The 15,065-nt window shown below is 68.4% G+C and carries 10 protein-coding genes; 3 read left to right on the top strand and 7 right to left on the bottom strand.

The window, feature by feature from the left end:
- Positions 1 to 79: 79 nt before the first annotated feature.
- Both HQ325_RS09270 and HQ325_RS09265 read left to right on the top strand, forming a co-directional pair.
- On the top strand, positions 80 to 4,639 hold the full coding sequence (locus tag HQ325_RS09270; RefSeq protein ID WP_222628257.1) for an ATP-dependent helicase: 4,560 nt from the start codon (positions 80 to 82) through the stop codon (positions 4,637 to 4,639).
- 3 nt (positions 4,640 to 4,642) lie between these two features.
- On the top strand, positions 4,643 to 5,437 hold the full coding sequence (locus HQ325_RS09265; RefSeq protein WP_222628255.1) for a DNA-formamidopyrimidine glycosylase family protein: 795 nt from the start codon (positions 4,643 to 4,645) through the stop codon (positions 5,435 to 5,437).
- On the opposite strand, the gene HQ325_RS09260 is transcribed toward HQ325_RS09265, so the two are convergent.
- The 5 genes from HQ325_RS09260 to HQ325_RS09240 are packed head-to-tail and all read right to left on the bottom strand — an operon-like array spanning position 5,426 to position 11,849.
- Complete coding sequence (locus HQ325_RS09260; protein ID WP_222628253.1) at positions 5,426 to 5,893, bottom strand: hypothetical protein; 468 nt, start codon at positions 5,891 to 5,893, stop codon at positions 5,426 to 5,428. The genes HQ325_RS09265 and HQ325_RS09260 overlap by 12 nt on opposite strands.
- Positions 5,890 to 8,217 (bottom strand): molybdopterin oxidoreductase family protein, encoded by a 2,328-nt coding sequence (locus HQ325_RS09255; protein ID WP_222628251.1) that lies wholly within the window; start codon positions 8,215 to 8,217, stop codon positions 5,890 to 5,892. Before HQ325_RS09255 ends, HQ325_RS09260 begins: the two co-directional genes overlap by 4 nt.
- Before the next feature lie 54 nt (positions 8,218 to 8,271).
- Entirely contained in the window at positions 8,272 to 8,925 is a 654-nt protein-coding gene (locus tag HQ325_RS09250) for a PadR family transcriptional regulator (RefSeq protein ID WP_222628249.1), read from the bottom strand.
- Between the two features lie 36 nt (positions 8,926 to 8,961).
- Positions 8,962 to 10,269: a serine hydrolase gene (locus HQ325_RS09245; RefSeq protein ID WP_222628247.1), complete on the bottom strand. Its 1,308-nt coding sequence runs from the start codon at positions 10,267 to 10,269 to the stop codon at positions 8,962 to 8,964.
- Entirely contained in the window at positions 10,266 to 11,849 is a 1,584-nt protein-coding gene (locus tag HQ325_RS09240; protein WP_222628245.1) for a serine hydrolase, read from the bottom strand. Before HQ325_RS09240 ends, HQ325_RS09245 begins: the two co-directional genes overlap by 4 nt.
- Before the next feature lie 188 nt (positions 11,850 to 12,037).
- Between HQ325_RS09240 and HQ325_RS09235 the strand changes: the two genes are divergently transcribed.
- Positions 12,038 to 12,253, top strand: a complete 216-nt coding sequence (locus tag HQ325_RS09235) for a DUF2945 domain-containing protein (RefSeq protein WP_222628243.1) — start codon at positions 12,038 to 12,040, stop codon at positions 12,251 to 12,253.
- Positions 12,254 to 12,286: 33 nt separating this feature from the next.
- Here HQ325_RS09235 and HQ325_RS09230 read toward each other — a convergent pair whose 3' ends face one another.
- The gene (locus tag HQ325_RS09230) at positions 12,287 to 13,474 is read right to left on the bottom strand and encodes a PLP-dependent aminotransferase family protein (RefSeq protein WP_222628242.1); all 1,188 of its coding nucleotides are present in this window, start codon (positions 13,472 to 13,474) and stop codon (positions 12,287 to 12,289) included.
- Positions 13,475 to 13,641: 167 nt separating this feature from the next.
- Positions 13,642 to 15,045: an NAD(P)H-quinone dehydrogenase gene (locus HQ325_RS09225; RefSeq protein WP_222628241.1), complete on the bottom strand. Its 1,404-nt coding sequence runs from the start codon at positions 15,043 to 15,045 to the stop codon at positions 13,642 to 13,644.
- Positions 15,046 to 15,065 lie beyond the last annotated feature (20 nt).

Here is a 15,065-nt window from a genome sequence, read left to right as displayed (position 1 = left end):
GGCGACATTCTCGACGTACTCGCGGGGGGTGGGGACCACACACGGCAACCGTGTCGGTGGGTCCGTGCACTATGGAGAGGTGAAGAACCCCACCGCTCCGTCGCCCGAGGACGTGCTCGCGCGGTTCACGGCTCCGACGCGTGCGTGGTTCGACGGTGCCTTCCCCGCTCCCACGGCCGCGCAGATCGGCGCGTGGGACTCCATCTCCAGCGGCGCGCACACCCTGGTCGTCGCTCCCACCGGCTCCGGCAAGACGCTGTCCGCATTCCTGTGGGCGCTGGACAAGCTGGTCAGCCGTGATCCCGAGGACACGGCACCGGGCACCCGGGTGCTGTACGTCTCCCCGTTGAAAGCCCTTGCTGTCGACGTCGAGCGCAACCTCCGCGCGCCGTTGGTCGGCATCACCCAGACGGCCAAGTTGCAGGGGGTCGCGCCGCCGGAGATCTCGGTGGGCGTGCGGTCCGGCGACACCAGCCCCGCCGATCGTCGTCTGATGCTCAAGACGCCGCCGGACATCCTCATCACGACACCGGAATCGTTGTTCCTGATGCTGACGTCCGCGGCGCGCGAATCACTCGAACGCGTCGACACCGTCATCGTCGACGAGGTGCATGCCGTCGCCGGCACCAAACGCGGCGCGCACCTGGCGCTGTCGCTGGAGCGTCTCGACGCGAGGTTGGACAAGCCCGCTCAGCGCATCGGTCTGTCCGCGACCGTCCGTCCGCACGAGGAGGTGGGACGCTTCCTCACCGGATCGGCACCCATCAGCATCGTGTGCCCGCCGTCGCCGAAGACGTTCGACCTCTCGGTGCGCGTTCCGGTGGAGGACATGACGGAACTCGGCACCACCGAGCCGCAGGAGGGGTCCGCGTCGGCCGCCCCGCAACAGGGGTCCATCTGGCCGCATGTCGAGGCGCAGATCGTCGACCTCGTCCTGGAGCACCGGTCGTCCATCGTCTTCGCCAACTCCCGTCGGCTCTCGGAGCGACTCACCGCCCGACTCAACGAGATCTACGCCGAACGTATCGGTGACGGCGCCCCCGCGGATCACGCGCCGCCCTCGCAGATCGGCGCGTCCGGCGACGTCGTCCACGGTGCCGAGCCGCTGCTGGCCCGCGCACACCACGGCAGCGTGAGCAAGGATCAGCGCGCTCTCATCGAGGACGACCTGAAGTCCGGCCGCCTCCGCTGCGTGGTTGCCACCAGCAGCCTCGAGCTCGGCATCGACATGGGCGCAGTCGATCTGGTGGTGCAGGTCGAGGCGCCGCCGTCCGTGGCCAGTGGTCTGCAGCGCGTCGGCCGCGCCGGTCACCAGGTCGGCGAGATCTCCCGCGGCGTGCTGTTCCCGAAGCACCGCACCGACCTGATCCACTGCGCCGTGACCGTGCAGCGGATGACCGACGGGCACATCGAGGCTCTGAAGGTGCCGGCCAATCCCCTCGACATCCTGGCCCAGCACACCGTGGCGGCATGCGCCCTCGAACCCATCGACGCCGACGAGTGGTTCGACATGGTCAGGCGCACCGGCAATTTCGGGTCGCTGCCTCGGTCCGCCTACGAGTCCACGCTGGACCTGCTGTCGGGAAAGTACCCGTCCGACGAGTTCGCCGAGCTGCGACCACGTTTGGTGTGGGACCGCGACGGTGGGTCGCTGACCGGTCGCCCCGGCGCCCAGCGTCTGGCGGTCACCTCCGGCGGCGCCATTCCCGATCGCGGACTGTTCGGTGTGTTCATGGTCGGCGAAAAGGCCAGCCGCGTGGGTGAACTGGACGAGGAGATGGTCTACGAATCCCGCGTCGGAGACGTCTTCGCCCTCGGTGCCACCAGCTGGCGCATCGAGGAGATCACGCATGACCGTGTCCTGGTCAGCCCGGCCTACGGTCAACCGGGCCGGCTTCCGTTCTGGCACGGTGACGGCCTCGGCCGTCCGGCCGAACTCGGGGAGGCACTGGGCGCGTTCCTGCGCGAGTCGTCGGACGACGACGCCCTGCGCGGCCGACTGCAGGAGAGCGGGCTCGACGTCAACGCGGTGAACAACCTGTCCGCGCTGCTCACCGAGCAGCGCACGGCGACGGGCCACATGCCCACCGATCGCACGTTGGTCGTCGAACGGTTCCGCGACGAGCTGGGCGACTGGCGTCTGGTGCTGCACTCCCCGTACGGCCAGCAGGTGCACGCACCATGGGCACTCGCCATCGGCGCTCGCCTCATCGAGCGGTACGGCATCGACTCTCAACCGACGGCATCGGACGACGGCATCATCGTGCGGCTCCCGGACACCGACGACGAGCCGCCCGGCCCGGACCTGTTCGTCTTCGAGAAGGACGAGATCACCGACATCGTCACCGAGCAGGTCGGCGGCTCCGCGCTCTTCGCATCGCGGTTCCGTGAATGTGCCGCTCGCGCACTGCTTCTCCCCCGCCGCAATCCCGGAAAGCGAGCGCCGCTCTGGCAGCAGCGTCAACGCGCCGCGCAGCTTCTCGACGTGGCCAAGAAGTACCCCACGTTCCCCATCCTGCTCGAGACGGTGCGCGAGTGCCTGCAGGACGTGTACGACCTGCCCGCACTCGAGGACCTCTGCGTGCGTATCGCGCGCCGCCAGATCCGCATCGTCGACGTCGAGACCGACTCGCCGTCACCGTTCGCCACGTCGTTGCTGTTCAGCTACGTCGGGCAGTTCATGTACGAGGGCGACTCTCCGCTGGCCGAACGTCGCGCTGCCGCATTGTCTCTCGACGCGTCCCTGCTCGCCGAGCTACTGGGGCGGGTCGAACTGCGCGACCTGCTCGACGGCGACGTCGTCACCGACACCGAGCTCGAACTGCAGCGCCTCGTCGACGACCGCAAGGCACGTGACGCGGAGGGCGTGGCCGATCTGCTGCGCCTGCTCGGCCCGCTCACGACGGCGGAGATAGAGGCACGCATCGAGTCGCCCGGCTCCGCAGCGCAGTGGGCGGGCGAGCTCACCGCGGCGCGCCGCGCCCTCGAGGTCTCGTTCGCCGGGTCGCAGTGGTGGGTCGCCATCGAGGACGCCAGCAGACTCCGTGATGCGCTGGGTGTCCCGTTGCCCATCGGCACCCCGGCGGCGTTCATCGAGCCGGTCGAGGATCCGCTCGGGGATCTCGTGAGCCGCTACGCCCGCACCCACGGTCCGTTCTCCGTCGCGGACGTCGCCGGCCGCTTCGGCATCGGGTCGGCGGTCGCCCGTGACGTGCTGCTGCGCCTCGTCGCCCAGAAGCGGGTGGTGGAAGGTGAATTCCGGCCCGGCGGTTCCGGCAGTGAGTGGTGTGACGCCGAGGTGCTGCGCAGGCTCCGCCGGCGCTCGCTCGCCGCCGCACGCCAGGACGTCGAACCCGTGTCCACCGGCGTCCTCGGCCGCTTCCTTCCGCGCTGGCAACACGTCGGCGGCACCCTCCGCGGACTCGACGGCGTGGCCACGGTCATCGACCAGCTCGCCGGCGTCCCCGCGCCCGCCTCGGCCTGGGAATCGCTGATCCTGCCTCAGCGTGTCCGGGACTACTCCCCCGCGATGCTCGACGAGCTCACCGCCACCGGCGAAGTGGTGTGGTCCGGCCACGGCGCGATCTCCTCGAAGGACGGGTGGATCTGCCTCCATCCCGCCGACGCCGCACCGGTGACGCTGCCGCCCGCCAAGGACGACGAACTGACGGATTTGCAGCAGACCGTGCTGCAGGTGCTCTCGGGCGGCGGCGCGTACTTCTTCCGACAGCTGTCCGACACCGTCGGGCAGCTGCACCAGACCGAGTCCGGCGCCCCGGCCGACGACACGACTCTGGTTGCGGCACTGTGGGATCTGGTGTGGACCGGTCACCTCACCAACGACACGTTCGCCCCGCTGCGAGCGCTGCTGCACGGCACCACCCGTTCGGCGCCGAGCCACCGCCCCGCGCGACGCTCGCCGCGGGCGCGGTCCTACCAGCGGTTCGCGCGACCCTCATTACCGACGCGCACGGGACCACCCTCCGCGGGTGGCCGGTGGGCCCTACTTCCGGAGGCCGAGTCGGACCCCACCATCCGGGCACATGCCACCTCGGACATCCTGCTCGAGCGCTACGGCGTCGTCACCCGAGGGTCCGTCATGAACGAGGGCGTGCCCGGCGGCTTCGGCGGTGTCTACAAGGTGCTCACCGGCTTCGAGGACAGCGGCCGGGCGCGACGCGGCTATTTCGTCGACTCGCTCGGCGGCGCCCAGTTCTCCACCTCGGACGTCGTCGACCGACTGCGCAGCGAGTCGGAACGTCCTGTCGGAGCCGTCGCACTTGCCGCGACCGATCCCGCCAACCCGTACGGCGCCGCACTGCCCTGGCCCAAGAGTCCTGTGGACGCGGCATCCGGGCACCGCCCCGGACGCAAGGCCGGTGCCCTCGTCGTCATGGTGGACGGCGAACTCGTGCTGTACGTCGAGCGCGGCGGCAAGACGGTGCTCACCTTCACCGAGGAGCGCGACGTGCTTGTCACCGCCGCGTCGGCTCTCGTGTCGTTGGTGACCACCAGGTCCGTCGACAAGCTGGTGATCGAACGCACCGACGGGAGCGACATCCACGGCTCCGTCTTCGCGACGATACTCACCGAGGCGGGCTTTTCGGCGACGCCGCGTGGCCTCCGGATCAGGGCCTGATCCATGCCCGAAGGCGACACCGTCTGGCGCACGGCCAACAGTCTGCGCGACGCACTCGACGGCAAGGTTCTCACCACATGTGATGTGCGCGTGCCGCGCTACGCCACGGTCGACTTCACCGGCGAGACAGTGGAATCGGTTCTGTCGGCGGGAAAGCACCTCGTCATCGAGGTCGGCGGCAAGGTCATCCACTCGCACCTGAAGATGGAAGGTGCGTGGCACGTCTACCAGCCGGACACACCGTGGAGACGGCCCGCCTACCAAGCGCGCATCGTGCTGGGAACGAGTGACCGGGTCGCCGTCGGATTCGAACTCGGCGTCGTCGAGATACTGGATACCGTCGAGGAAGCGGTCGGATATCTCGGTCCGGATCTGCTGGGGCCCCTGTGGGACCCGGCGGAGGCCCTTGCGAATCTCGAAGCGGAACCCGACAGGCCGATCGGTCTCGCTCTTCTCGACCAGCGCGTCATCGCCGGTCTCGGGAACGTCTACCGCAACGAGATCCTGTTCCTCCGCGGAGTGGACCCGCACACGCCGGTCTCCGCGGCGGGGAACCTGACCAAGATGATCGATCTGTCGCACCGCACGATCACGGCCAACAAGAACCGCAACGCTCGCACCTTCACAGGTGATCTCCGCGCGGGCCGGCACTTCTGGGTCTACGGCCGGGAGAACAAGCCGTGTCGTCGCTGCGGAACGCGCATCCGCGAGGGGCTTCTCGGGGACAACCCTCTCGAGGAGCGGCAGATCTACTGGTGCCCGCGGTGCCAACCCGCAGTCGTTCCCTCACCTGGCTGACAAAGCCTGCGGTGACAGAGTTTTCAGCATTCCGTTGGTCCACTGCATCTGTCGCAGAGTCTGTGGATGGCAGCGTCGACACAGATCGACCAGCTCCACGTCTCGCAGCGCCTGTGCACCCTGAGCGAGCAACTCCCAGTCCAGCGAGACCCCGGCCGCATCGCGGTGCAACCGCCGCAGATCGGCCAGCAACACCAGCGCGGGATCACGCCGCGTCGCGGCGCGAACCAGGGCCGGCCTCGGGTCGACGACATGGGGCCACCGCCACAGGCGTTCTCCCCGCGCACGCCCGGCCGCGCGAAGGCGCTCGGCATGATCCACCGACCACTGCCGCACATCGAGCGCGACGTGGTGAACTTCCGTTTCCGATACGTGGTTCTCGGCCAGCGCGGCCAGCGCCCGTGCCAGCATCGATTCGGAGCGGTGCAGTTCCCTGATCGCGAGCCCGAGCGTCATGACGTCTCCTTCTCCACGCGCGCGGCCGACGTCTTGAACAGCGGTTGCTTCGACACCGGATCCCAGTCCGTGATCGTCATCTCGTTCGCGGCCCGGTCGTGCTCGTCGACGTCCGCATCGTCACGGTCCCAGTAGCCGTAGTGGAACGGGACGAACAGCACGCCCTCGCGGTTGTCCGTGACTCTCACTCGTGCCCGGACGACCCCGCGCGGGGAGCAGATGCGAACCCACTCGCCCTCGTGGACGTCCAGCCGGTCGGCATCCGTCGCGCACATCTCGACCCACACCTCCGGCGCCGCATCCTGCAGACGCGGAACTCGTCCCGTCTTGGTGCGCGTGTGGAAGTGATACACCGTTCGGCCGGTGATGAGCGCGAACGGATAGTCCGTACTCGGTGGCTCGTGCGGCGGAATGAACGGCGCAGCCTTGATCATCGCCTTGCCGTCCGGATTGGTCGCCCGATACTGCGACGGGTCCGTCGGCGCCCCGGTCACCAGGTCCTTGCCGTAGCTCTCGCAGTAGTCGGGATGCGCGAAGAACTGCCCGTCGGTGTAAAGCCTCGCAGTACCCGACGGCGCGGATTCCGAGCACGGCCACTGGATCCCGCCGCGCTCCCGCAACATGTCGTACGTGATGCCCGTGTAGTCGCACGGGCGGCCAGCGCTGCAGCGCTTCCACGCCTCGAACGCCGACGCAGGATCGTGCCACTGGGGGAAGGGAGCACCGTCCCGATCCCGGAAATCCATGCGCCGGGCGTAGTCGAGGAAGATGTCGAGATCGGCGCGCGCCTCTCCGGGCGGTTCGACGGCCTTGTCCGAGATATGCACTGTCCGATCGGCATTGGTGAACGTTCCGGTCTTCTCACCCCACGTCGCGGCCGGGAGCACCACGTCGGCAAGATCAGTCGTCTCGGTGCGGTAGAGATCCTGGACGACGACGAAGAGCCGTTCCTGCCCGAGGATGGAACGGATGCGCCGCAACTCCGGAAGGGACACAGCAGGATTCGTCGCGCTGATCCACAACATCCGGATCGACCCCTGTTCCGCGTAGCGGAAGATCTGCATCGCGTGGGTGGGCGGCGAATAGTGCGGGATGCTGTGCATGTCGAGGTTCCACAGCGCGGACAGGTCGGCGACGTGGTCGTCGTTCGACCAGTTGCGGAATCCTGCGAGATCGCCGTCGGCACCGCACTCGCGCGTGTTCTCGGCGGTCGGTTGGCCGTTCATCTGCAGCACCCCGCAGCCCGGTCGACCGAGCATTCCTCGCACGATGTGGAGGTTGTTCACCTGCACGGCCGCGGCGGTGGCCTGGTGTGACTGATAGAAGCCCTGCAGCACCGTCGACAGCAGTCTGGTCGCGGACCCAAGCAGCTCTGCTCCCCGGCGGATGTCGTGGGCGTCGACACCGCAGATCTGCGCCGCGCGTTCCGGGGTGTACTCCCGGACACCGGTGCACAGGTCGTCGTATCCCACCGAATGGGCGTCCACGTAGTCGTGGTCGACCAGGCCACGATCGACGATGTGGTGCAGCAGACCGTTCATGAGGGCGACGTTGGTGCCCGGCACGGGAGCGAGATGCACCGTCGCGGCCCGGGCGACCTCCGTCGTCCTCGGATCGACGCACAGCAGCCGGGGCGGGTCGCTTCCCGCGAGGCGGTCGAGCATGCGCGACCACAGCACCGTCTGCGTCGCTGCCACGTTGTGGCCGAAGAGGGCGATCACGTCGGCGTGATCGACGTCCTCGTAGCTGCCGGGCTGGCCGTCGCTGCCGAACGACTCCTTCAGCGCCTCCGCGGCGGTCGCCGTGCAGAGCCGCGTGTTGCCGTCGACGTGGTTGGTGCCGATCGCCCCGTGCGCGATGGCTCCGAGGGTGTAGTACTCCTCCGAGAACAACTGACCGCTGGTGTAGAAGCCGATCGACCGCGGCCCGTGATCCCGTAGTAACCGCTGACTCGTGTCCACGACCCTGCTCATCGCAGAATCCCAGTCCGACTCCACCAGTGCGCCGTTCACTCGCACGAGCGGGCGCGTCAACCGGTCCGGTGAGGCGTTGGCCTGCCACCCGAACAGATCTTTCGGTCCGAGGCGGCCATGGTTCACTCGATCGTCGGCGCGCCCCCGCACCCCGATGATCCGGCCGTCCCGTACCGCGATGTCCATCGCGTCGCCGTTGCTGTGCAGGATCGACGCGGACGGCACCCACTTCTCCACGTCGGAGGCGTCGACACCGTCCGCGAAGTGCTGGTCCACCCGCCGGGGCCACTGGTCGCCTGCGGCATACGGGGTGCGCTCACCCCACGGATTCGCGATGCGGTCGTCGCTCATCCGCATCGCCTACCCACACGACGGGCTGTGAACCGCCTCGCCGGGGATACCGGCTCACGACTTCTCGGGCACCTCCGGCGCACCCAATCGCGCCGAGGCGTCGAGCATAGTCTCGGTCCGATCCCGGTGCGAGGTGGCCGGAGTCGTGGTGTCCGGCCAGTCCTCGATCTCCGCCAGCGCCCAGTCGCTCCACTCGACGATGTGCGAGAAGTGTCCGACCATGAAGCGATTGGCGAGTGCCATCAGGTGCTGACGTTCGGGAAACGTCGCGACGGTGGTGTCTCGGAGCGTGACGGCGTGCCGCCCGAAGAGTCGGCGGGTGGCGTCGGCCTGCTCCCGCATCGTCCGTAGGTTGCTGCGCAGGTCCTCGAGGGAGCCCTGGTCGGCGAACAGCACCCGCATCATCCCCTCGAACTCGAGGGCCGACGGACGGGACCGCTCCGCCAGCCACGCCGTCAGGGCTGCGCGCCCCTCGTCGGTGATCGAGTAAACGGTGCGGGGACGCGCGCCCACGGCGTCGGCCCTCGCTGTCACCAGCCCGCGCTCGAGCAACTTCTTCGGCGCGTTGTAGTGCTGCCGTCCCGCCCGAGGCCACAGTTCTCCGACGCCACGACCGAACAGTTCCGAGATGTCGTACGCGGTGAGATCCCGCGACACCAACATGCCGAGCACGACGTACGACGTCGTGGTGAGGTCGCCCTGAGCCACCGGTTCCACCTCTGGATTTCTCCCCCGGTAGCGAGCCTACTTGCCGGTGTCCTCCGCCACCTCGTCGATGTCGTCGGCTGTGTCCTCGGCGCCGGAAGACGGCCCGGACTGCTGCGCATACAGGGCTTTCGCCAGCGACCCGGCCAGCGCCGCCGCCGGCGCACTCCCGTCCGTTCCGGGCGCCATGTTCGCCCAGACCACCATCGTCAGGTCGTTGACCGGGTCGTACCCCATGAAGGAGTTGTACCCGGGCATCTCGCCGATGTGGCCGAACATCGGGCCCATCTGCGCGAGCCCGTAGCCGTACCCGGCAGAGGACGGGTTGTCGGGATCGGTCGGCTGCACACTGTCCATCCGCAACGTCTGGGTGTCCGCGTCGAGCAGGTCGCCCTTGACCAGCGCCCGGACCCACGTGGCCAGATCGTTCGCGGTCGAGATGCCCTGGCCGGCCGAGCTCGTCCACGACGGGTTGTCGTTCGTGGTGTCCCTCGGCTGGACCGAGCCGGCGTCGATCGCAGCGATCCGCTCCGGAGACAGCGCTTCCTTGCCCTCCCCGAGCGTCTCGACGTTGCCGCTGTAGCTGTACCCGCGGGTGAACGGCGCCGGGATGCTCGTATCGGTGGTGGTGGGATACGACGTCCCCGCCAGCGCCAGTGGACCGAAGAGCCTGTCCTGGAAGATTTGAGCGATGGGCTTGCCGTCGAGCTTCTCGGCGATCAGTCCGAGAAGCACCGTGTTGGTGTTGGAGTAGCTGTAACCCTCTCCCGCTGGGAAGTTCGGCGGATTGCTCAGCCCCAGTGCGACAAGCTCCTCGGCGGTCCACACCCGGCCGGGATCGGTGTCGAGTGCCTCGTTGAGCTCCACGGTCTGGGTGTAGCTGTAGAGCCCACTGCGCATGTCGAGCAACTGCCCGATCGTGATGGCATCACCGTTCGGCACATCCGGCCGGAACGTGCTCACCGGATCGTCGACGGACAGCAACCCCTCTTGGACCATCTGCAGGATGACCGTGCCCGTCCACGTCTTCGTGTTCGACCCGATCCGCACCTTGGTGTCGAGAGTCGGGGCCTCCGACCGATCGGCCGCCACCGAACCCCAGGTCTTGACGTACTCACCGTCCGGTGTGGTGATCAAGACGACCATGCCGATCTCCCGCGACGTCGTGGCGACGTCCTCGACCATCGCATCGAGAGCTGCGGGATCGAGTGGCAAGAGAGCCGATTCGGTCGCTGACGACGTGGCCGGTGCCGGCGACTCGCCGCTGCCGGACGAGCAGCCCGCGAGGAAGATCAGGGCAGAGGCCGTCGCGATACCGACGGTACGAGAGACAGTGCGAACAGTCATGAGCGTGTGAACCTTCCGAGTCCCTGCTTGTCGAGGTATTCGACCGTGAACGAGGCGGGAGCACCGTTCTCGATCTCGAACGTGACCCCGGTCGGGCCGACCGCGTTCTCGCCGGACGTCTCGAAGAAGTAGGTGTCACCGTCGTAGTGGGTCAGGGGGTACGTCAGCTGGCCGTCCTTGCCGACGGTGAGCGTGAGCCGATCACCGTCTGCCGAGACCCGTGCCGGTCCGTGGAACGGGCTGTCGAACATTCCGACGTAGTCGGTCGCGGGACGAGCAGGGGTCACCGAGGCCGGCGGTGTCGCGTAGTCGATCGGCGACGCCTCCTCCTCTGCGATCCCGTCGAAGATCCCGGCGATCAACGGTGCCCAGTCGACGGTCTGCCGACCGTTCCGCACCTGGTCCATGAACTGCGCGGCAACAGTTTCCGAGCCCCCGACCGGTGCCGAGTTGGACAGGACGACGATGCCCAGCTGTTCACTCGGCACCATGAACACGGTGGTGCTCGCCCCGAGGGCGAACGCTCCGGAATGCGACAGCTCGACGCGCCCCTTGTCGTCCGTGCCCACGTTGAACCCCAACCCGTAGAACGAGTCTCGCGCGCCCTCCGTCCCGGACGCGCCCGACAGGGAGTGCGAGGTGTGCGTGTACTGCAGTGCGTCCGCGTCGACGATGCGACGTCCCTCGAACTCTCCCCCGCCGAGTTCCATGCGGATCCACTTCGTCATGTCGTCGACGGACGAACTCGCTCCGCCGGCAGGTGACTGGTTGTCGGGCTCGCGGACGTACTTCGCTTCCCACTCGGTGGTCGAACCCTCGGCGAGCACGTGGTTCACCGCATGGTTGGGCGAGTTCGCCCAGTCCTCGAATCGTGACGAGGTGTCGGCCATACCGAGGGGCTCGTAGATGCGACGACGAGACAGCTCGGGCCAGTCGGTGCCCTGCGCCTTGGCCGCGGCGTTGCCGGCGGCGGTGAACCCGAAGTTAGTGTACGCGTAGCTGTCCCGGAACGACGCCAGCGGGAGCTGGTCGAGGCGGCCCATGATGTCGTCGTAGTCGTAGCCGAAGTCCTCGAGCACGTCACCGGCGTGATCGGGCAGACCCGATCGGTGCGAGAGCAGATCGACGAACGTCGCGTGCTCGCTCACGTACGGATCCGCCACCGCGAACTCCGGCTCGTACCGTCGGACAGGATCAGCCCAGTCGACCGCTCCGTCTCCGACCGAGGCAGCGATGACACTCGACGCGACCGGCTTGGACACCGACGCGAGCTGAAACCGGGTGTGGGTGTCGACAGGCTCGTCGGTACCGACCTTCCGGACACCGAATCCGCGCGAGTACAGCACCTCGTCCTGGTACACGACGGCAGCCGCGACTCCCGGCGTCCCGGTACGCGCCATCATCGCCTCGACGTACCCGTCGAGAGCGCCGACGGCCGCGTCGACGTCCGCGCGGTCGATCTGGGCGGCAGGGACGGCCGGCGGGCTGTCCGCAAGTGGCTCCGGCGACGCCTCCTCCGAGCTGCATCCCGCTGCCACCAAGGCCAGCGTCAGTACCGTCGCAGCAATTCTCGCGGCCATCTCGTCTTCCCCGTTCGACGTGCCGAGTCCCCGTCCCACGAACATGGGCCGGAGACCGATCGGTTCGAGACCTTACGCCGACTGTGTACTTTGCACCATGCAAGTTGCACCATCGACGATCGGACGGTCGTGGGTGCCGACAGCAGTTCCCGGGTATGAGCCCCCTATCCGACGGAAGGAACCGACACATGTCGAAGGACGAGTTCACCAAGGGCGACAAGGTCGAGTGGAACACGCACGGCACCAAGACCGAAGGCGAGGTGGTCGAGAAGATCACCTCCGAGACCGAAGCCGGCGGGCGCACGGTCAGGGCGTCGAAAGACGACCCCCAGTACCGAGTGGAGAGCGACAAGTCCGGCAAGGACGCGGTGCACAAGCCGTCGGCGCTGGACCCGAAGGACTGACACCGGGAGCGTTCGCCGACGCCGTCTCGTCGCCTACCGGACGCCGTGCGCCGCCGCGAGGCGTCGCACGGCCTCCCGCAGGTCGTCGTCGGTCGACGTCGCGAAGCAGACGCGCAACGCGGTGCCGAGTTCGTCGCCACCGGCCGGATCGAAGGCGCGACCGGGAACGTACGCAACGCCGCGGTCGAGCGCTGCCGGCAGCAGCGCCGACGTGTCCGTGCCGTCGGTGAACTGCACCCACAGAAACATTCCGCCGCGGGACGCATCGACCTCGATCGCCGGACCGAGTTCGCCCCGCAATGCTCCGACCAGCACCTCCGCCCGTGCCGAGTAGACCGCGCGCACGTCGTCCAGGTGCTGTCGCAACCACGGCTCGTCGGCGAGCAGGTCCGCCGCGACCATCTGCGTCAGCGACGACCCGCACAGATCGGCGCTCTGCTTGAGCCGTTCTACGGCGTCGCACACCGGTCGGGCCGCGGTGAGCCACCCGACGCGCAACGACGGTGCGAGGATCTTGGACGCCGAGCCCAGACGGATCACCCGATCGGACGCGATGGGGCCCGGCGGGGGTGCGTCGAACCACACGTCGCCGTAGGGATCGTCGTCGACGACCCAGAAGCCGTACCGCTCCGCGAGGTCGACGAGGGCGCGGCGACGCCCGAGCGACAGCACTCCCCCTCGAGGGTTGTGGAAGTTGCTGACGGTGTGCACGGCGCGAGGGCGCACTCCTGACTCGAGCAGCCGCGCGAGGGCATCGGTGTCGGTACCGTCCGCATCGACCGGGACCGACTCGATACGGGCACCGACGGCCTGGAACGCTTGCAGCGCACCGGGATACACCGGTCGATCGACCACGACCACGTCGCCGGGGCCGACTAGCACGGACGCGAGCAGGCTGAGCGCCTGCTGGGAGCCGTGCGTCACCACCACCGAGGTGGGCGGCACCTCGTCCCGGACGAGCGCCGACTCCCGCGCCGCGATGACGTCTCGGAGCCGCCGCACCCCCGTGGTCTCCGCGTACTGCAGGGCCGCGGTGTCGCCGCTCAGTATTCGATGCGTGACGTCGCGAATGGCGCTGCGCGGCATGACGTCCGACGAGGGCAGACCGCCCGCGAGGGACAGGATGTCAGGCCGCGCGGTCAGCGTGAGCAGGTCACGAATCGCCGATCCGGTGATCGCCGAGGCGCGGACGGACAGGGGTGGCAGAACAGAGGACGACATGGATTCTCCGAGCATCGTGGGACACGAGGCGTCGCGGCGCGCTCACCGGGGTGGGCTCGGAGTCGGTCGTGACGAGAACGGCGCCGCGGGTGGGGCACCGTTCTCGAAGCGTAGCGCGTTCGTTCACATACTGACACCGCAGTCTCACAGTGTGAGATCAGCGGATCTCAGTCCAGATCGTCGTGGCGCATGAGCTGGCGCGCCGCCTCGGTGATCGACCCCGTCAGCGAGGGGTAGACCGAGAAGGTGGCGGCGAGATCGTTCACCGTCAGGTTGTTCTGCACCGCGATGGCGATGGGGAGAATCAGCTCGGACGCGGTGGGAGCGACCACCACTCCGCCGATGACCACACCCGTCGCGGGACGGCAGAAGATCTTGACGAAGCCGCGACGCAGGCCGGACATCTTGGCGCGGGGGTTCGTGTTCAGCGGCAGCATGACCGTGCGCGCGGGGACGTCCCCGTTGTCGATGGCGGACTGGCCGACACCCACCGTGGCGATCTCGGGTCGCGTGAACACGGCGGAGGCGACCGTCTTGAGCTTGATGGGGCTGACGCCCTCGCCCAGCGCGTGGTACATCGCGATGCGGCCCTGCATGGCGGCGACGGAGGCCAGTGGCAGGAGGCCCGTGCAGTCGCCCGCCGCGTAGATGCCGGGCACGCGGGTGCGCGAGACCCGGTCCACGCGAAGGTAACCGCCGCGGTCGAGCTCGATGCCGACGCTCTCGAGGCCGAGGTTCTGCGTGTTCGGGACGGAGCCGACCGTCATCAGCGCATGCGAACCCTCGACGGTCTTGCCGTCGGACATCGTCACGACGATGCCATCGGCCGTGCGGGCCACCGAGTCCGCGCGTGCGTTCTTGATCAACGTGACACCACGCTCGGACAGGACGTCCTCGAGCACGAGTGCCGCGTCGGCGTCCTCACCGGGAAGGACGCGGTCGCGACTGGACACGACGGTGACCTTGACGCCCATCTCGGTGTACGCGGAGACGAACTCGGCTCCGGTCACGCCGGACCCGACCACGATGAGGTGGGTGGGCAGGGAGTCGAGGTCGTAGAGCTGACGCCAGGTCAGGATGCGCTCACCGTCGGGCTCGGCGCCGGGCAGGATGCGCGGGCTCGCACCGGTCGCGATGAGCACGACCTCGGCGTCGATCTCCTGCGTCGACCCGTCCGCCAAGGTGGCCTCCACCTGGTGGGCGGCCAGGCCGGGCTGCGTGTCCACCACCTTCGCCGTTCCCGACAGCACGGTCACGCCGACCGTCTGCAGACGGGCGCGGATGTCGGAGGATTGAGCCTGCGCAAGGGATTTCACGCGGTTGTGGATCTGCGGCAGGTCGATGGTGGCCGAGGTCGGGTCGAGCTCGATACCGAGGTCGGACGCGCGACGCATGTCGGTGCGGATGCCGGTCGAGGCGATGAACGTCTTGGACGGAACACAGTCCCAGAGGACGCAGGCGCCGCCCACTCCGTCGGAGTCGATGAGCGTCACCGTCCCGCCGTGCTGGGAGGCGACCAGAGCGGCCTCGTATCCGGCCGGTCCGCCTCCGATGATCACGATGCGGGTCATTCGTCCTCCGTTGCGGGTTT

Origin of the sequence: Rhodococcus sp. BP-349 (genome assembly GCF_019835845.1) — a bacterium.
GTDB lineage: Bacteria > Actinomycetota > Actinomycetes > Mycobacteriales > Mycobacteriaceae > Rhodococcoides.
The sequence above is the reverse complement of the archived record's forward strand: the minus strand, read 5'-3'. Positions and strand labels throughout refer to the sequence as shown.